Origin of the sequence: Paractinoplanes pyxinae (assembly GCF_026626335.1) — a bacterium.
GTDB lineage: Bacteria > Actinomycetota > Actinomycetes > Mycobacteriales > Micromonosporaceae > Actinoplanes > Actinoplanes pyxinae.
This window is the reverse complement of record NZ_JAPNTZ010000001.1, coordinates 432,668-450,970: the sequence shown is the minus strand read 5'-3', so window position 1 is coordinate 450,970 and position 18,303 is coordinate 432,668. Positions and strand designations below refer to the sequence as shown.

The window sequence follows — 18,303 nt, the reverse complement described above, 5'->3', positions numbered from 1 at the left end:
CTCAGCCGTTGGTCTGGTCGCGCCAGGTCAGCCAGGACTTCAGCTCGCTGAGGTCGTAGTCGGGGCCGCTCGCGCTCACCGTGAACAGCGACGCCCCGAGCTTGCGGAACTCCGGCCCGGATTCGGCGGGCTCACCCCGTACGGCCGTGGAAATTTCGATCTCGTCGGGGTTCCGGCCGACGTCGGCGCAGTGCTGCCGCAGGATGCCGATCTTGCGTTCGACCGTCTCGGCGTCGCCGAAGCTGTGCCAGATGTCGGCGTGGCGGGCCACCAGGCGCAGCGTCTTCTTCTCGCCGCCGCCGCCGATCAGCACCGGGATGTCGCGGGTCGGCGCCGGGTTCAGCTTGGCGAACCGGGACTCGATGCGGGGCAGCGCCTCGGCCAGGTCGTCCAGGCGCCCGCCGGCCGTGCCGAACTCGTAGCCGTACTCCTGGTAGTCCTTCTCGAACCAGCCCGAGCCGATGCCCAGGATCAGCCGGCCGCCGCTGATGTGGTCGACCGTACGGGCCATGTCGGCCAGCAGTTCCGGGTTGCGGTAGCTGTTGCAGGTGACCAGGGCGCCGATCTCGACCCGGCTGGTCTGCTCGGCCCAGGCGGCCAGCATCGTCCAGCACTCGTAGTGCAGGCCCTCGGGCTCGCCGTACAGCGGATAGAAGTGGTCCCAGTTGAACAGGATGTCGACGCCCAGCTCCTCGGCCTCGGCGGCGGTGCGGCGGATGGTCTGGTAGTCGGCGTGCTGCGGCTGGAGCTGCAGCCCGATCCGGACGGGCCTCGAAGTCATGATCGAAGCCTAGGCTCCGTCGCGTCGTCCCGCCCGGCAAGCTCGCGCTCCAACTCGTCGATCCGGTCCTGAAGATCAGCTTTCCAGGTGACCTCCGCCCCGGCTTGCGACTGCGTTTCCCGTACGGTGTTCAGGTCCGCGCGGGCTGCTTCGGAGTTCCCGAACTTCGCGTGCAGCCGGGCCCGGAACACCAGCGACGGCATCAGCGCCACCGGATCCTTGTGCAGCCGTTCCCGCACCTCGAGCTGCCGGGTGGCCGCCTCGATGGCTTCCGGCCCGCGCCCGGCCGCCTCCTCCAGGTCGGCCAAGAGTCCGTACGCGGTCGCCTCGGCGAAGTCGGCGATGTGCGGCGGCGGCGCCGTGGCGGGATCGCGCACCAGCGTGAGGACCTCGCGGTACAGCTCGGCCGCACCGTCCAGCGAACCGGCCCCGGCGGCGATCCGGGCCGACTGCAGAAGCGCGTTCGGCAGGCCCTCCCGTTCGTTGACGGAGCGGAAGTCCTCCACCGCCGCGCGCGCCTCGCGCAGGGCCTCCGGGGACTGGCCCGCGCGTTCGTAGGCCCCGGCCAGGTAGTAGCGGGCCCAGCCGATCTGGGTGCGGTCCCCGGCCCGTACGGCGTGCTCGACGGCCAGACGGGCGTGGCTCAGCCCCTCGGCCAACCGGCCCTGGACGATGACGTACACCCAGGTCAGATAGCCCTCGTGGATGGCGCGCAGGCGGTCGTCCCCGAGGTGCCGGGTGGCCGTCACGGAGAGGGTGAACACGTCCTCCCAGCCGGTCCACGAGAACCAGAAGTCCGAGAACCAGTGCAGCGACTCGGCCACGTCGACGACCCGCTCGTGCCGGCCCGCCTCGGCCGCCGCCCGCAGGGCCGGGAGCCAGTTGTCGGCCTCGGCCCGCAGCCAGTCCTCGGCCTCCTCGCGCGAGTCGAGCGCGACCACCTCGGCCACGCCGGCCCGGCCCGGTCCGAAGCCGGGCTCGAAGTGGCGCCCGGCCACGATCACCGTGTCGAGCAGCCACTCGTCCCGCCGGCGAGCCGCGGCCGCCCTCTCCGCCGGATCCTCCTCCCGCTGCAGCTCGCCGTCGGCGTACAGCCTCAGCAGGTCGTGGAACTCGAACCGGCCGTCCGGCCGCTGCTGCAGCAGGCTCAAATCGGCCAGGTCGTCGAGCGCGTCCTCGGTGACCGGCACCGGCTCGGCCACCAGCACGCTCGCCAGCTCGGGCCCGGTGGAAGGGCCGGGCACCAGCGCGAGCCGCCGGAACAACCGGCGGGCCGGCCCGGCGAGCTGCTGATAGGACAGGTCGAAGGCGGCCCGCACCCGCACGTCGCCGGCCGTCAGCGTGTCCAGCCGCCGCTCCTGCTCGGCCAGCCGGGCGATCAGGTGACCGGCCGTCCAACCGGGGCGGCCGGCCAGCCGGTTGCCGGCGATCCGCAGAGCCAGCGGGATGTTGACGCACAGCTCGGCTATGCGGCGCAGCTCCTCATCCGTGGCGGCGGCCGGCCCGAGGATGCTCGCCAGCAGGGTCACGGCGTCGGTCTCGGGCAGCGGCTCGAGCCGCAGGCGGCGTACGTCGTCCAGCCCGCTCAGGGTCCGGCGGCTGGTCACCAGCACGACGGCCGGGCCGTCCGGCGGCAGCGCGGGGCGCACCTGGTCCTCGCTGCTCGCGTTGTCCAGCACGATCACCAGCGGCCGGCCGCCGATCATCGTCCGCCACAGCGTGGACGCCTCGGCGATGTCCCGCGGAATTATGCGTACGCCGGGGTCGAGCGCCCGGATCAGTCGGGCGAGCAGGGCGGCCGCGCTCAGCGGTTTCGCGTCGAGCCCGCGCAGGTCGACGAACAGGGTCGGCCGGACGGCCCGCACCGCGAACGTGGTCTTGCCGACACCGGCGTCCCCGCTGATCACGACGACCCCGCCGCCCGCGGTCCACTCGCGCACCTGAGCCAGTTCGGCGTCGCGGCCGGCGAAGTCGGTCACCTGGCGGGGCGCCGGAAGCTGGTGGGCCGGTGTCGCCGCGGTCGTTGCGCGGGCACCCCGGGCGGCGGTCAGCAACGCTTCCCGGTCGGCGCCGGTGACGCCCAGGCCGTCGGCGATCGCTTCCACCGTACGGGCCCGGGGGCGCAGACTGACGCCGCGCTCCATGTCGCTGATGGCCCGGTCGCTGACCCCGGACGCGGCGGCCAGCCCGTCCAGGGTCAAATCGGCCGCGATGCGCATCCGGCGCAGAAGCTCCCCGAACGGGACGTCCTCGGCCATGTCTCCCCCACCGTCGGTCGCCGGCCCGTCCGACCCAGGGCACTCCGGCGTTGCGCAAGGGCACAGTATTGCCCGACGCCGCTGGTCACCGCGCGGGCCGGGCAGACTGGAACCGTGAATGATCATCGCGATCCGGTGGACGCGCCGGGGCTCGTGGGGCGCGGGGCGCTCTGGGCCGAGCTGACCGGACTACTCACCGGATCGCCAACCGGCGACGCCGCGGCGGCGGTTTTGCTGGCCGGGCCGGCTGGGATCGGGAAGACGGCGCTCGTGGAGCGGTTCGTCGGGGCGGCCGAGGCGGCCGGGCACGTGGTGGCGCGGACGCGGGGGCGGGCCGGCATGGCGGCCAGCCCCTTTGCGGCACTAAGGGAATTGCTGGACGGGTCGGAGGCGGTGGCGGCCCTGCCTGAGCGGCAGCGGGACGCGGTGGAGGCGGCCCTGGGCGGCGCCGTCGAGCCGACCGATCTGCTCACGTTGCGGCTGGGGGTGGCCGCGGCGTTCGAGGCGCCGGGTGGCGACCGGCCGCTGGTGCTGGTGGTGGACGATGTCGACCGGATCGACGCCCCGAGCTTCGACCTGCTGCTGACCGTCACGGCGACGATCGTCTGGAACCAGCTGCCAGTGGTCGCGCTCTTCGCCTGCCGGGACAACCGGCTGCCCGCCGAACTGGCCGATCTGGTCCGGGTCGTCACCGTGCCCGCCCTGACCGAGCAGCAGGCGGAACGGCTGCTCGACACCGTGGCCGGGGGCGGCGGGCGGGCGGACCGGCTCCGGCTGCTGGAACGCGCGGCCGGCAACCCGCTGGCCCTGATCGAGCTGAGCCGGCGCGGCGATGCCCCGGCCGGCCCGGTCCGGCTGTTCGTGACCGCGATCGAGGCGCTGCCGGACGGGGCTCGGCGGGCGCTGGCGTACGCCGCGGCCGGGGAGAGCCGCATCTCGGTCATCGCGGCGGCCGATCCCGGGATCACGGCCCGCCAGTGGCAGGACGCCGCCGAGGCCGGGCTGATCGAGGTGCTCGACGGCTGGGTGCGGTTCCGGCACCCGCTCGTCGAGTACGCCGCGCTGCTGGTCGCCGGGGACGCCACGGAACGCGACCTGCACCGCCGCCTGGCCGATGTCGTGCCCGAGCGGTACCAGGCGCTCTGGCATCGGGCGTCGGCGGCCGAAGGTGACGACCCGGCGCTGGCCGCGGAGCTGACGGCGACGGCCGACGATCCGGCCGCCGATCCCCCGACGGCCCTGCGGCTGCTGGAGCTGGCGGCCGAGCGGGTGCCGGTCGACGAGCGGGCCCGCGTCCTGCTCACGGCATCCGGGCGGGCGGCGGCGATCGGGCGGGTGACCTGGGCCGCCCGGCTGCTCGAGAACGCGCGGACGGTGGCCGGCCCGGATCCCGAGCCCAACCTGCGGGCCGACCTGCTGGCCCTGTCGAGCTGGCTCGAGACCGTACGGGGACGGCCGGTCGCCGGTGGCGAGCTGCTGCGCCAGGCCATCGGCGCCGGCGGCGACCTGCGTGTTCCCGTGCTCGCCCTGGTCGTCGTCACCGCCGGCTTCCCGTCGTTCCTGCTGGGCTCGCCCGAACTCGACCACAGCGTCCTCGACGGGCTGGGCCGGCTGCCCGAGGCGACCGGCGGGATCACCCTGATGCCGCAGGCCCTGGTGGCTCCCGGGCCGGAGGTGGTCGAGGCGGTGCGGGCGACGCCGGATCCGGTGACGGCGGACGACGTCGTGCGGGGCGTGTCGGTCGGCGGCGCGGCCATGCTGCTCGACCGGCCCGAGGACAGCCTGCGCCTGGTCCGGCCCGGGGTTCAGGCTGTGCTGGAAGGCACCGCGGGCGCCGTCTTCCTGACCGCGCCCGGAGTCGCCGGATGGGCGCTGATCGATCGGGGTCGCTGGGCCGAGGCCGAGCAGATGATCGTGCCGCTGCTCTCGTCGCCGGCGGCGGCCGAGGCCACAGCGATCCGGACCGGCGCGTACGCGCAGCTGGCGGTGATCGCCTACGCCCGGGGGCGGACCGCCGCCGCCGAGGATCTGCTGGCCCAGGCCGGGCGGCAGCTCGACGCGTACGACATTCCGGCCTTCGCGATCCGGCTGCGCTGGGCCCGGGCCGGGGCGGCGATGGCGGCCGGCGAGTACGACTGGGCGTACCGGCTGCTGCGTTCGGCGGCGGCCGCCGAGGGCGTCGTGCACGGCTGGCAGGTGCTCGTGCTGCCCGACCTGGTCAGCGCGGCCATGCGGGCCGGGGCGGACGCCACGAAGGACGCCGCGAGGATCGTCGAGCAGGTGGGCGCGCGGGGCGGCTGGCTGACCGAGCGCCGGGCCGCACGGCTCGCGGCCGCCCGCGCGCTGCTGGCCGACGAGGCGCCGCCGGTGAGCAACGCCCGCGCGTTGCCGGGCGACGAGGCGCCGGCGGTTAGCAGCGGCGGGTGGCCGCTCGAAGAGGGGATGCTCGCCGTCGAGGTGGCCGACCGGCTGCGCCGCGCTCACCAGCCGGGACCGGCCCGGACGACGCTGCTCGACGCCCTGGACGCCTTCGACCGGATCCGGGCCGGCGCCTGGATCGCCCGGGCCGAGGCGGATCTGCGCCGCCGCGCGCCGGCCGGGCGCACCGATGTGCTGGCCGCGCTGACCGCCCAGCAGGAGCAGATCGCCCGGCTGGCCGCGCAGGGGCTGACCAACAAGCAGATCGGCGAGCGGCTGTTCCTCTCGCCGCGGACCATAGCCTCGCACCTGTACAAGATCTTCCCGCTGCTCGGCCTGACCAACCGGGCCCAGCTGAGCGACCTGGTGGCGACCGCGGACGCGCGCGAGTGATCGGCCGCGAGGGCGCTCTCGCCGAGATCGCCGGGGCCGTGTCGGCCGGGCGGTCGGTGCTCGTCGGCGGCGAGCGGGGCGCCGGGCGGACCACCGTCCTGGCCGAGGTGGCCCGCCAGTTCACCGCGGCCGGCGGATCGGTGCTGGTCACCCGGGTGCTGGCCGGGGACGGCGCGGTGCCCCTGGCCGCCCTGCAACGGCTGCTGGCGCCCGTCCGCGACCGGGTCCCGCTGCTGCCGCCGGCGGCCCGCGGCACACTGGGCAGCCTGTTCGGCAACGGCGGCCCGGGACACGGGCCGGTGCCGTCGGCCGCCGCGCTGGGCGAGGCCGTGGCCGCCCTGGCCCGGCTGCTCACCGCGGACGGCCGCTGGCTGTGGTGCGTCGACGACCTGCACCGGTGCGACCCGTCGTCGGCTTCGGCCATCGCCTCCGTGCCGGGAATCCCGGTCGTCGCCACCGTGCCCGGGGCGCCGTCCCGACCCGGCTGGACCGTCGCCGACACGCCCGAGGCGCCGTCCCCACCCGGCTGGAGTGTTGCCGACACGCCGGGAGCGCCGTCCCGACCCGGCTGGAGTGTCGCCGACACGCCCGGGGCGCCGGCCCGACCCGGCTGGAGCGTCGTCGTCCTGCCGCCGCTCGGCCGGGCCGCCGCCGGCGAGCTGCTGGCCGCGCTGCCCGGCCTCGCGGCCCACCCGGCCGGCCACGTCGTGCTGGCCCAGGCCGGTGGCAATCCGCTGGCGCTGACCGAGCTGGCCCGCACGCTGCCTCCCCCGGCGGCGGTGCCGGCCACCGCGACCGAGCTGCCGGTGCCGGCCCGGCTGCGCGACGCCCTCGCCCCCGGCGTCGCCGGCCTCGGCCCGGACGCCCTGGCCGGCGCGGTGCTGGCGGCCGTGGCGGCCGAGACGCCCGGCCGCGCGCTCGCTCACGCCCTCGACGCCCTCGTCGCCCCGGCCGTCTGGACCCAACTCGCCGAGGCCGGCGTGGTGCGGCCGGGCCGGCTGCACCGCCCGGCCCACCCGGTCGTCCGGGCGGCCGTGCTGGAGCGGGCCGGGCTCGCGGCCCAGCAGGACGCCCGCCGGCAGCTCGCGGCTCGACTGGCCCCGGACAGTCCCGCGTACGCGTGGCATCTCGCCCGCAGCGGCCGGCCGCTGAGCGACGCCCACACCACGGCGCTGGAGCGGGCCGGGCACCGGCTGGCCGCGACCGGCCGTCTGCGCCCGGCCGCGTACGCGCTGGCCATGGCGGCCGGCCACACCCCGCTTCCCGGGCCGGCCCGGGAACGCCGGAACCACGCCGTCCACTGCGCCCGCTCGGCCGGCGAGGTCGCGTGGGCCGAGCAGCTGGCCGGGGCCGACACCGCCTCCGCGACCACGATCGTCGACCTCGTCGGCTGGGCCTGGCTGCGCGGCGACGACCGCGCCCGAGCCAATCTGCGCGCGGCCTTCGGCGCCGGCGGGCCGCCAGCCTGGGCCGCGGCGATCGCCAACGAAGAGAGCACCGGCACGCCGCCCGCCGCGAGCCAGGCAACCGCCGACCACGAAAACACCGACGCGCCACCCACCCCGGACCGGGCGACCACCGACAACGAAACCACCAGCGCGCCGCCCGCCTCGGCCCGGGGAACCGTCGACCACGACAGCGCCGGCAGGCTGCCCGCCGACAACGAGAACACCGGCAGGCCGCCCGCCGACGACGAAAGCACCGGCGGGCCGCCCGCCTGGGCCCGGGCGATCGCCGACGACGACGCCGGAGCCTCGTACGAGGTAAACCTGGCGGGCATCACGCCGGCCCAGCAGGCGACCTTCGCCGGGGTGGTGGCTCTGGCCCGGCACGAGACCGCCCACGCCCGGCGCCATCTGCGGCTGGCGGCGGATCTGAGTCCGGCCGGCGGCTACCAGCGGCCGATCGCGCTGACCGCGCTGGCCTGGGCCGAGTTCGACTCGGGTGAGCTGGACCGGGCGGACGACATCGCGGTGGCGGCGCTGCGCCATCCGGGAGCGGGTGATGACATCGCCGCCGCCGTGCAGGTGGGGGCGTTCGCCGTACGGGCCGCGGTGGCCCTGTTGCAGCGGCGGGACCATCGGGCCGAGCGGCTGCGGGACGTCCTGGACAGCCCGGTGACCGCCGCCCCGGCCCACGAGCAGCGGCTGATCCGCGCCCGCGGGCAGGCCGACCTGGTGGCCGGGGACTTCGACCTGGCCTACCGCCGGCTGCGCCGCCTCTACGAGGACGGCCGGCCGGTCCACTACCGCGTGTCCGACCTCGGCCTGGCCGATCTGGTGGCCGCCGCGGTCGCGCTGGACCGGCCGGACGACGTCGCTCCGATCGTCGCCGCGGCCGAGGCTCGGTTCCGGGTTCTGGGTTCGGTCCGGCTCACCGCGATCGGGTGGCGGGCCCGCGCCCTGCTCGCCGGGCCCGACCCGGCGGCCGAGGAGCACTACCGGCTGGCGCTGGCCGACCCAGGCACCGCGCAGTGGCCTCTCGAGCGGGCCGCCGCCAGCGTCGACTACGCCCGCTGGCTGCGCCGCCAACGGCGACCGGCCGCGGCCCGGGCCCTGCTGGAGGAGGCCCGCGACGCTTTCGCCGCGGCCCGGCTGCCCGCCTGGCAGCAGCAGGCCGCCGGCGAACTGGCTGCCGCCACCGCGCCCGCTCACCGGGACCTCAGTGCCCAGCTCACCCCGCAGCAGCACCAGGTGGTGCGGCTGGCCGCGCAGGGCTTGACCAACCAGCAGATAGCCACCCGGCTGGCCCTCTCGCCGCGGACCGTGACCACGCATCTGTCCCGGGCGTTCCCGGTCCTCGGGGTCACCCGCCGCAGCCAGCTCCGCGCGGTCGTCGACCCGGGCGACGGCTGACAGTCGTTCTACGGACGACGACCTCCGTCGCCGCTCGGCAGCATTGCCGATGTCGAGAGCGGAGGATCAGGTGGCCCAGGAAGAGACGTTCGGTGCGCTGCTCCGGCGGTTGCGGGCCGGCGCCGGTCTCACCCTGGAGCAGCTGGCCGAGGCGGCCGGGCTGAGCGACCGCGCCCTGAGCAACCTGGAGCGCGGGGTCAACGTGCGGCCCCGGGCCCGTACGGTCCGGGCCATCGCCGACGGCCTGGGCGCCGGCCCGGCCGACCTGGAGGACCTGCTCGCCACCGCCCGCCGGGCCCGAAGCGTGCAGCGCCCCGAGCCCGCGCCCCTGGCGCCCCGCCGAATCGCCGGCTTCACCGGGCGCGCCGAGGAGCTGGCCCTGATCGCCGCCTGGACAACCCACACCGGCCCGGCGGCGCCGGTGGTGGCGATCAGCGGCGACGCCGGCGTCGGCAAGACCACCCTCGCGGCCCGGGCGGCCGAGGCGTGGCCGCCCGGGGACCGGCTCCACGCCGACCTGCGCGGTCTGGACGCCAGGCCGGCGACGGCCGTGCAGGTGCTGGGCCGCCTGATCCGCGCGGTGAGCCCGGACGTCCGCGCCGTTCCCCGGGACGTGGACGAGGCTTCGGCGCTGTGGCAGACCCTGATCCGCGACCGGCGTCTGGTCGTGGTGCTCGACAACGCGATCAGCGAGAGCCAGGTGCGCCCGGTGCTGCCCGCGTCCGGCCCGGCGGTGACGCTGGTGACCAGCCGGCGCTCGCTGAGCGGGCTCGACGACGTGTTCCGGCTGCGCCTCGACCCGTTGCCCGAGGACGACGCCGTACGGATGCTGGCCGCCGTGCCCGGCCGGGCCCCCGCCTCGCCGAACCAGCTGCTGCGGCTGGCCGAGCTGTGCGTCGGCATCCCGCTGGCGCTGCGGATCGCGGGCCAGTTGCTCAGCCGGCCCGGGACGACCACGGCCGGTCTGATCACCCGGTTGGCCGCCGAGGAACGCCGGCTGGACACCCTGGCCGTCGGGGATCTGCAGGTCCGGGCCGCGTTCGACCTGTCCTACCGGCAGCTGCCGGAGCCGGCCCGGCGGCTGTTGCGGCGGCTGTCGTTGGTTCCGGGCTCGTCGTTCGGCCCCGAGCTGGCCGCCGCGCTGACCGGCGAGCCACCGGCGGTCGCCGAGGACATCCTGGACGACCTGGTCGACCTCAGCCTGCTGCAGCAGCGGCCGGACGGCCGGCTCGAGTTCCACGAGCTGCTGCGGCTGTACGCGGCGGGCGAGCTCGACCGGGCCGAGAGCGCCGCGGAACGGGCAGCCACGCTCCGGCGGCTCCACGACCGGTTGCGGCCGGAAGTGCCGATCGGCGCCCCTTGAGCGCGGCTATTCCTCGTCCTTTGTTCGTGGTGACGCCGGTCCGCCCGGTGGTCGAATCAAGGCCGGAAGGAGGTCTGCCATGATCGGACGCCGGCGGGAACTGGCCTACCTGCACGCGTTCCTGGACGCCGCCGCGGGCCGCCCGATGGCGCTCACGCTGCTCGGGGAGCCCGGCGTGGGCCGGACGACGCTGCTCGGCGCGCTCGCCCGGCAGGCCCGCGAGCGCGGGTTCCGCGTCGTCCGCCTGGCAACGGGCGCGGCGCTGCTGCGGCGGTTGTCCGCCTCGACGTCGCTGCCGGGCGACCCGGACGCGCTGCTGACCCGCCTGCTGCCGGCCGTCGACCGGCTCTGCGCCGCGGCGCCGGTGCTGGTGCTGGTCGACCGGGCCGACCGGGCCGACGCGTGGGCGGGCCGGCTGATCACGCTGCTGCTGCGGCATCTGTCGGCCGAACGGTTCTCGGTCGTGCTGGCCGTCCGCGGCCACGAGCCGCCGTGCGGGCTCGGCCCGGAGATCCCCCGCCGGCACGTGGAGCCGCTGCCCGACGAGGACGCGGCCCGGCTGCTGCCCGAGCTGGCCGGCCGGTCGCGGCAGGAGCGGCTGCGGCAGGCCGCCGGGAACCCGTCGGCGCTGCTCGGCGCGCGGCTGCCGGACGAGTACGGCGATCTGGTCGAGGCGCTGCCGGCCGTCACCCGCCGGCTGTTGCTGCACGCCGCGCTGGCCGACGAGTCGGAACCGGTCGCCGCCGTGAGCCGGGCCGCCGGCGGCGAGCTGCGCGACTGGGAGCCGGCCGAGCGGGCCGGGCTGGTCACGGTCTTCGGCCGGGTCCGCTTCGCGCACCCGCTGCTGCGGCAGAGCCTGGCCGGCTCGGCCTGGCCGGACGAGATCCGCCGAGCCCACGCCGCGCTCGCGGTCTGTGCGGGCTCGGAGTACCGCCGGGCGATGCACCACGCGGCGGCCGCCGAACGGCCGGACGAACCGGTGGCCGCCGCCCTGGAACGGGCGGCCACCCGGGCCGCTCCCCTCGACGCCGCCCGGGCCCTGCAGCTGGCGGCCGAGCACAGCCCGCGGGCCGGGACCGCCGTGCGCCGGTACGGCGAGGCCGTGCTGGCCGCCTGTTACGCCGGCGAGCCGGCCTGGGCCATCGAGCTGCACCGCCGGGCGGCCGAGCTGACCACCGACGCCGTCCGGCTGGCCCCGGCGGCGGCCGGCGCCGGGCTGGCGCTGATCCAGACCGGCCGCCCGGGGCCGGCGTTCGAGCTGCTCGACCGGATCGCGGCCGGCGGCCCGCTGGGCGGCCAGGTCGGGCCGGTCGTGGTGTCGATGGCCGCCACCGCCGTGCTGCTCACCGGCGACGCCGGGCATCGGCGGCGGCTGCCCGCCCTGCTGGACCGGGCGGACGTCTCACCGGCGGTCCGGGCCTTCGTCCGGGCGGTGGCCGACCCGGACGAGTCCGCCGGGGCCGACCCGGACGAGCCCGCCGGGCCCGCGCCGAGCGAGGCCGGGGCGGCGCAGCAGTTGTTCGTCGGCGCGGTGGCCTGGCTGCGGGACGACACTGCCGCCGCCACCAAGGCTCTGTCGGCCGGCTGGCGGGCGCTGGACGGCGCGGGCGTGCCGGGCGCGGTCATCGCGCAGCTTCCGCAACTCATCCTGTCGCTGATGGACATGGGACGCTGGCCCGAGGCCACCGACCTGCTCGACCGGACCGAACGCCTCGCCGCCGTCTGCGGCGCGACCCTGCTCGACACCGTCCTGCCCGCGCTGCGGGCCACCTTGCGCGCGTGGCAGGGCTGCGGGCCGTCACCCGCACCGCCGGGACCGGCGGCCGGCGGCGCCTTCGCGGCCGGCCTGCACCGCCGGGCGGCCGGATTGTGCGCACTGGCCGCGGCCGACCACGAGACCGCGTACGAGCAATTTCGCGCTCTTTTCGACGACGCCGGCGTTCCGCGGCACTTCGTCCTGGGCCCGCTCGTCCTGCCCCAACTGGCCCTGACCGCCGTGCGGACCGGCCGGGCGGAGGCGGCCCGGGCCGTCGTCGAGGGGGTTCGCGGCCGGGCCATCGGCGGGCTCAGCTGCCGCCGGGCGATGCTCGCCGACCACGCGACCGCCCTGCTCGACGACAGCGAACCGGCCTACCGGCGGGCCCTCGCCGACCGCGACCGGGCGCTGGTGTGGCCCCTGGAGTACGCCGAGGCGCAGCTGAACTACGGGATCTGGCTGCGGCGGCAGCGCCGCACCCGGGAGGCCCGGCCGCACCTCACGGCGGCGCTCGACACGTTCCTGCGGCTGGGCGCCCGCGCCCACGCCGACCAGGCCCGCCGGTACGTCCCCGGGCGCGAGGAGCCGGACGCCGGACCCGCCTTCGCCGCCCTGACCGCCCAGAAGCAACGCATCGCCCGGATGGCCGCCGAGGGCCTGCGCAACGAGGAGATCGCGCGGCAGCTGCACGTGTCGCCCCGGACCGTGGCCTCGCACCTCTACACCATCTTCCCGCAGCTGGGCGTGACCAGCCGGCACCAGCTGCGCGACCTGCTGACCGCCACCGGAAGGAGCAGCTGAGCATGCCCGGCCACGACCCGCTGAACCCGTTGTCCGGCCTGATCGGACGCTCCGCCGAGCTGGACCGCCTCCGCGAGACGGTGCGGACCGGCGGCAGCCTGCTGCTCACCGGCGCCCGCGGTTCCGGCCGGTCCCGCCTGCTGGCGGCGGGCGCGCACCTCGCCCGGGCCGCCGGCCACCGGGTCGTCGTGGCCCGCGGCGCGACCGCCGCGCCGCCGCTGATCCGGCAGCTGCTGCTGCGCGTGCGCCACGACCTGCCGGGGTTGCCGGGCCGGACCGGGCGGCACGCGCTCGCCCTCGTCGGGCTGGCCGGCGGCGTGCCCCCGGACGACGAGGCGCGGCTGCTGGCCGATGTGTTCGCCGCGCTGAACCGCGACCGGCCCACGGTGGTCGTGGCCGACGACGTCGACCGCGTGCCGGCCGAGCCGGCGGCGCTGCTGGCCGGTCTGGGCGGCCCGCTCCTGCTGGCGGGCGACGGCGCCCGCATCCCGGCTCTGCTGGCCGGCGCGCCCGTGATCGAGCTGCCGCCGCTGACCGACCGGGACGCGCTGCGGTTGCTCGAGAGCCGTGAACATCGGCCGGTCGGCGGGCGGGCCCGCGTCGAGATCCTGCACCGGGCCCGGGGCAACCCGGCCGCCCTGCTCGAGCTGGGCTGCGGCGGGCCGCTGCAGGCCGCGTTCGGTCACGAGATCGCGGGCCTGCCCGAGCCGGCGCGTCGCCTGCTGCTGCATCTGGCGGCCGCGCAGCCGCCGGCCGACGCGAGCACGGTCCAGGCGGCGGCCGGCCCCGTCGGTGACCACCCGTGGGCGGCGGCCGAGCAGATCGGGCTGACTACCCGTCACGGGGACGTCGCGCGTTTCACGCATCCGCTGGCCCGGGACGCCGCCTACCGGTCCGGCACCGCCCACGAGCGCGATCGGGCCCACCGGAATCTGGCCGCCGTGCTCACCGCCGAGCCCGGGCGACGCGCTCCGCACCTGGCCGCCGTCAGCTCCGGCGCCAACCGGGCGCTCGCGGCCGACCTGGAATCGGCCGCCGCCGCGTTCCGGGCCCGGGGAAACCTCTACGAGGCGGCCGGCGCCCTGCAGCAGGCCGCCGAACGGTCGTCGCCGGCGTCCGAGGCGGCCCGGCGGTTCCTCGCGGCCGCCGCCGACGCCGGCGACCTCGGCGCGGTGGACTGGACGCTGGAACTGACGGCGGCCGTCCGGGGGCTGACCGCGGACGAGACGCTGACCGGGGCGGCCGTCGCCGTCGCCGCGCGGTCGCTGTCCCGGTCGGGGCGGCAGCACGAGGCGTGGGCGATGGTGACCACCGCCGAGGGGTCCGGGGCGGCCGTCGCGCTCGGGCCGGCCATCGCGATCGCCTCGCTCACCGGCCGCACCGAGCACCGGCGCGGGCTCACCACCCTGCTCGAGGCGGCCGGGCCCGCGACCGATCCGCTGCTGGCCGCCCTGGCCCGGCTGGTCGCCGACCCGGCCCAGCGCGGCGGCCGGGAGCTGTGCGACGACGTCGTCGTGCCGCCGCCCAGCGCTCAGCTCGACGACGCGCGGCGGTTCCGGCTCGGGGTGGCCGGCTCGCTGGCCTACTTCGAGGACCGTCCCCGCCTGGCCATGGCCTTTCTGCGGGCCGCGGTCGACGTCCCGGCCGGCCGGCGACCGTCACCGTCGTCGGCCGAGACGGTCGCGGTTCTCGTCGACGTGCTGATCGACGCCGGGCACTGGGAATCGGCCGAACGGTACGCGGACACGGCCGGCCCGGTCGGGATGCCGATGGCGGCCGCTCATCTGGACTCGCTGCGGGCCCACCTGTACGCGATGCGGGGCGACACGGCGGAGGCCGAGCGCCTGCTGCGGACCACGTGGGCGCGGCTCGACGTCGAACAGAACCGGGCCATTCACGTACGGTTGTCGCGCTCGGCCGGGGCCGCGGCCCACGCCGCCGGCGACTACCAGGAGGCGTACCGGCATCTGCGGTCGGCGTTCGGCGCCGACTGGGAGCCGCTGGAGATCGTGACGGCCGGGCGCGGCATCGCCGAACTGGCGGCCGCCGCGGCCCGCACCGGGCACCGCGACGAGGCCCGTCTCGCCGTCCGGGCGGTCCGCGCCCAGCTGGGCCCGGCGCCGACCGCCCGGATGCGGATGCTGCTGCACACGGCCGACGCGCTGCTGGCCGACGACGACGAGCGGGCCGAGCACCACTTCCGGGCGGCCACGACCGACCCGGCCGGGCACCAGTGGCCGTACGACCGGGCGATGGCCCGGCTGCACCACGGCACCTGGCTGCGCCGGGCCCGCCGCCCACGGGACGCCCGCCCGGTGCTGACCGCCGCGGCCGACGTCTTCACCCGGCTCGGCGCCGTCCCGGCGGCCACCGCCGCCGACCGCGAGCTGCGGGCCAGCGGGCAGGACGCCGGGACGGGCAGTGACAGCCGGCTGAGCGGGCTGACCGCCCAGGAGCGGCAGGTGGCCGAGCTGGCCGCGCGGGGCCTGCGCAACCGGGAGATCGCCGAGCGGCTGTTCATCTCGGTCCGCACGGTCGGCGCGCACCTGCACAGCATCTATCCCAAGCTCGGGATCAGCGGCCGGCACCAGCTCTCCTGAGAACGGGGTCAGGCGGTGGCGCGGGCCGCCGTCTCGATCACGTCGGCGACCTGCTCGGGGCTGTGGTGCATGACCAGGTGGGGCGCGTCGATCTCGACGACCTCGCGCAGGCCGGCCCGCTTGTAGCCGAACCGCTCGACGTCCGGGTTGATGGTGAGGTCGGCCGACGAGACGATCCCCCAGCCCGGCTTGGTCTTCCAGGCCGCGACCGCCGCCGGCTCGCCGAACGCGGCCGCCGACAGCGGGCGCTGCGACACGGCCAGCACCTCGGCCACCTTGGGGTCGACGCCGGCCGCGAACACCCGCGGGAAGGCCTCGACGACGACCGACACGTCGGTGCCGGGCTCGCCGCCGGCCACCGGGTACGGCGTGTAGACCAGGTTGGCCGCCAGCTCGGAGTCGGGGAAGCCGCCCTGCAGCTGGCCCAGGCTCTCGCCCACCTCGAGCGCGTAGCCGGACACGTAGACCAGCGCGGCCACGTTGTCGGCGACCCCGGCCACGGTGATGACGGCGCCGCCGTACGAGTGCCCGGCCAGCACCACCGGGCCGTCGATCGCCTCGACGAAGGCCCGCACCGAGGCGGCGTCCTCGGCCAGGCTGCGGTTGTAGACCGGCGGGACAGACACGGTGTGCCCGCGGTCGAGCAGCAGCCGGGTGACCGGGGCCCAGGACGCCGAGTCGGCGAACGCGCCGTGCACCAGAACGATGGTGGACATGTCGTTTCCCTTCGCAGAAGTGACATGCCCATCGTCGGCAGCCCCCCGGGCGCCGTCGTCCGTCGAAATACTTAGCCGCCGGCCGAGGCGGGTGTGACGACGGTCGCGTGGCGGCGCCCGGCCAGGAACTCGGCCAGAGCCGGGCCGGGCATGGGGCGGGCGAAGTGGTAGCCCTGGCCGTACGTGCAGCCCATCTCGACCAGGCAGCGGGCCTGCTCGGCGGTCTCGATGCCCTCGGCCACCACGTGCAGCCGGTAGGCCTGGGCCAGCCGGACCACGGCCTCGGCCACGGCGTACGCGTCAGGATCGGCGTCGATGCCGGTGACGAACGACCGGTCGATCTTCAGGACGGTCACGGGCAGGGTGCGCAGGTAGCTCAGCGCCGCGTAGCCGGTGCCGAAGTCGTCGACCGAGATGCCGATGCCCATGTCGCGCAGCGCGCACAGGCGGGCCACGGTCAGCTCGTCGGGCTGCAGCACCACGCTCTCGGTCAGCTCGAGCACCAGGCGGTCGGCCCGGAACCCGGTCTCGTCGAGGATGCCCCGGATGACCTCGACCAGGTCGGTCTGCATGACCTGCCGCGCCGACAGGTTGACGCTCAGCCAGACCGCATCCGGCCACTCGGCGGCCTGCCGGCAGGCGTCGCGCAGCACCCACTCGCCCATCGGGATGACCGCGCCGGTCTCCTCGGCCAGGTCGATGAAGGCGCCCGGCATGAGCAGCCCGCGGGTGGGGTGGTTCCAGCGCACCAGCGCCTCGACGGCCATCCGGTCGCCACCGGCGAGGTCGACGACCGGCTGGAAGTGCACCACGAGCTCGTCGTTGCCGATCGCCCGGCGCAGTTCGGCGTCGCGGGCCTTGGTGTCCAGCTCCGGGCTGAAGACCCGGTAGCGGCCGCGGCCGGAGCGCTTCGCCGCGTACATGGCGGCGTCGGCGTGGGCGGTGAGCCGGGCGATGTCGGTGGTGCTCCCGTCCCGGAACGCGACACCGATGCTGGCCTCGACGCTGAGCACCAGATCGCCGAAGATGACCGGCGTCCGCAGGGCGTCGACCAGGCGCTGGGCGATGCTCTCGGCGGCGGCCCGGCTCGGCAGCGCGGTCAGCACGACGGCGAACTCGTCCCCGCCGAGTCGGCCGGCCGTGTCGCCGGAGCGGATGACCGCCCGCAGCGCCGTCGCGACCGCCTTGAGCACGGCGTCGCCGGCCTCGTGCCCGTACGCGTCGTTGATCGGCTTGAAGTAGTCGAGGTCGATGATCAGCAGGGCGCTGTGCCGGTCCTCGCGCAGCGGCTGCTGCACCACCTCGGTCAGGCGCTCGGTGATCAGGGCCCGGTTGGACAGCCCGGTCAGCGGGTCGGTGACGGCCAGCCGGCGGTTCTCCCGCTGAGCGAACATCTGCCGCACGATCACCAGCGAGGTGAGCGCGACCGCGCCCAGGATCATCCCGCCCAGCGGGTAGAGCGACTGCTCGCGGGCCACGAAGGCCAGCAGCCCGTACGCGAGCACGACCGCCCCGTACGGCAGCCAGCCGAGCCGCCCCCGGCCCGGGCGCTCCCCCTCGGTCAGATCGTCCTGCCGCATGCGGCGGTGCACGGCCAGCAACGCCAGGAAGGCGCCAGCCGCCCACAGCACGTAGGGCCAGCTGCCGGGCCGGAAGAACATCCCGAACTGCACGTAGGCGATGGTGAAACTGCAGTCGGCTATCACCTTGACCGCCATCGACCCGCTCAGCAGGCCCAGCACGGCCCCGGCTCGCGGGCGGCGCAGCAGCAGCGTGATGACCGCGAAGACCAGCAGCAGGTCGAGGACGGGCACGGCGGTCGAGAATGCCAGCACCACGGGGTCGGCCCCGGGCATCTGCACGAGCGGGCCGATCTCGACGTACCACAGGGCCATGCAGGCGCCGGCCACGACGATCAGCGAGTCGATCAGCAGCTTGAGGCGCTCGGTGCCGCTGCGCTGCCCGACCGGCAGCATCAGCACGCCGGCCACGACGAAGATCAGACCGACCGCGTACAGGTAGTCGGACACGCTCGGGTACGCCGGCAGACCGGTCACGAAGTTCTGCGCCAGCGACGCCACATGGGCGACCACCTGGAACAGGAAGCTCACCATGAGCAGGGCCCAGGCCCGGCGCTCGCGGCGCTCCAGTCCGGGTTTGCGCGCGACCCGCAGGGCCAGCGCCGCCGACAGCACGGTGACGGGCAGGTAGGCCAGGTCGTTGAAGATCCGGTCCTGCAGGTCGGTGCCGCCGTCGGAGATGATCTGGACGACGACCAGCACGCCGAGCAGGGCGCCCGATCCCCACACGGCGCCCGTCAGCAGCCGGCCGGGACGCGTTCGCAGTTGTGCCACAGTTTCCC

Annotated in this window: 9 protein-coding genes; 5 read left to right on the top strand and 4 right to left on the bottom strand. The window is 76.2% G+C overall.

The features are described from left to right. Position 1: 1 nt before the first annotated feature. Together OWR29_RS02030 and OWR29_RS02025 are read right to left on the bottom strand one after the other, a co-directional pair. Entirely contained in the window at positions 2 to 781 is a 780-nt protein-coding gene (locus OWR29_RS02030) for an LLM class F420-dependent oxidoreductase (RefSeq protein WP_267560530.1), read from the bottom strand. Further along, entirely contained in the window at positions 778 to 3,039 is a 2,262-nt protein-coding gene (locus tag OWR29_RS02025; RefSeq protein WP_267560529.1) for an XRE family transcriptional regulator, read from the bottom strand. Before OWR29_RS02025 ends, OWR29_RS02030 begins: the two co-directional genes overlap by 4 nt. A 114-nt stretch (positions 3,040 to 3,153) precedes the next feature. Between OWR29_RS02025 and OWR29_RS02020 the strand changes: the two genes are divergently transcribed. From OWR29_RS02020 to OWR29_RS02000, 5 genes are all read left to right on the top strand, one after another. Beyond that, positions 3,154 to 5,850, top strand: a complete 2,697-nt coding sequence (locus OWR29_RS02020; protein WP_267560527.1) for an AAA family ATPase — start codon at positions 3,154 to 3,156, stop codon at positions 5,848 to 5,850. Then, on the top strand, positions 5,847 to 8,705 hold the full coding sequence (locus OWR29_RS02015) for a helix-turn-helix transcriptional regulator (protein ID WP_267560526.1): 2,859 nt from the start codon (positions 5,847 to 5,849) through the stop codon (positions 8,703 to 8,705). The genes OWR29_RS02020 and OWR29_RS02015 overlap by 4 nt, the downstream gene beginning before the upstream one ends. Positions 8,706 to 8,754: 49 nt before the next feature. Beyond that, positions 8,755 to 10,068, top strand: coding sequence for an XRE family transcriptional regulator (locus OWR29_RS02010; protein ID WP_267560525.1), 1,314 nt, complete (start codon positions 8,755 to 8,757; stop codon positions 10,066 to 10,068). Between the two features lie 79 nt (positions 10,069 to 10,147). Further along, the gene (locus OWR29_RS02005) at positions 10,148 to 12,625 is read left to right on the top strand and encodes a helix-turn-helix transcriptional regulator (protein WP_267560524.1); all 2,478 of its coding nucleotides are present in this window, start codon (positions 10,148 to 10,150) and stop codon (positions 12,623 to 12,625) included. A 2-nt stretch (positions 12,626 to 12,627) separates the two neighbouring features. Further along, positions 12,628 to 15,225, top strand: a complete 2,598-nt coding sequence (locus OWR29_RS02000) for a helix-turn-helix transcriptional regulator (RefSeq protein ID WP_267560523.1) — start codon at positions 12,628 to 12,630, stop codon at positions 15,223 to 15,225. 8 nt (positions 15,226 to 15,233) lie between these two features. On the opposite strand, the gene OWR29_RS01995 is transcribed toward OWR29_RS02000, so the two are convergent. Then, the gene (locus OWR29_RS01995) at positions 15,234 to 15,941 is read right to left on the bottom strand and encodes an alpha/beta fold hydrolase (protein WP_267560522.1); all 708 of its coding nucleotides are present in this window, start codon (positions 15,939 to 15,941) and stop codon (positions 15,234 to 15,236) included. Positions 15,942 to 16,012: 71 nt separating this feature from the next. Then, entirely contained in the window at positions 16,013 to 18,295 is a 2,283-nt protein-coding gene (locus OWR29_RS01990; protein WP_267560521.1) for a putative bifunctional diguanylate cyclase/phosphodiesterase, read from the bottom strand. Positions 18,296 to 18,303: the final 8 nt, after the last annotated feature.

What these genes read in the sequence shown, in the direction of transcription:
- OWR29_RS02030 (WP_267560530.1), bottom strand. Translation starts at nt 781, where the DNA reads ATGACTTCGAGGCCCGTCCGGATCGGGCTGCAGCTCCAGCCGCAGCAC.
- OWR29_RS02025 (WP_267560529.1), bottom strand. Translation starts at nt 3,039, where the DNA reads ATGGCCGAGGACGTCCCGTTCGGGGAGCTTCTGCGCCGGATGCGCATC.
- OWR29_RS02010 (WP_267560525.1), top strand. Translation starts at nt 8,755, where the DNA reads ATGTCGAGAGCGGAGGATCAGGTGGCCCAGGAAGAGACGTTCGGTGCG.
- OWR29_RS02005 (WP_267560524.1), top strand. Translation starts at nt 10,148, where the DNA reads ATGATCGGACGCCGGCGGGAACTGGCCTACCTGCACGCGTTCCTGGAC.
- OWR29_RS02000 (WP_267560523.1), top strand. Translation starts at nt 12,628, where the DNA reads ATGCCCGGCCACGACCCGCTGAACCCGTTGTCCGGCCTGATCGGACGC.
- OWR29_RS01995 (WP_267560522.1), bottom strand. Translation starts at nt 15,941, where the DNA reads ATGTCCACCATCGTTCTGGTGCACGGCGCGTTCGCCGACTCGGCGTCC.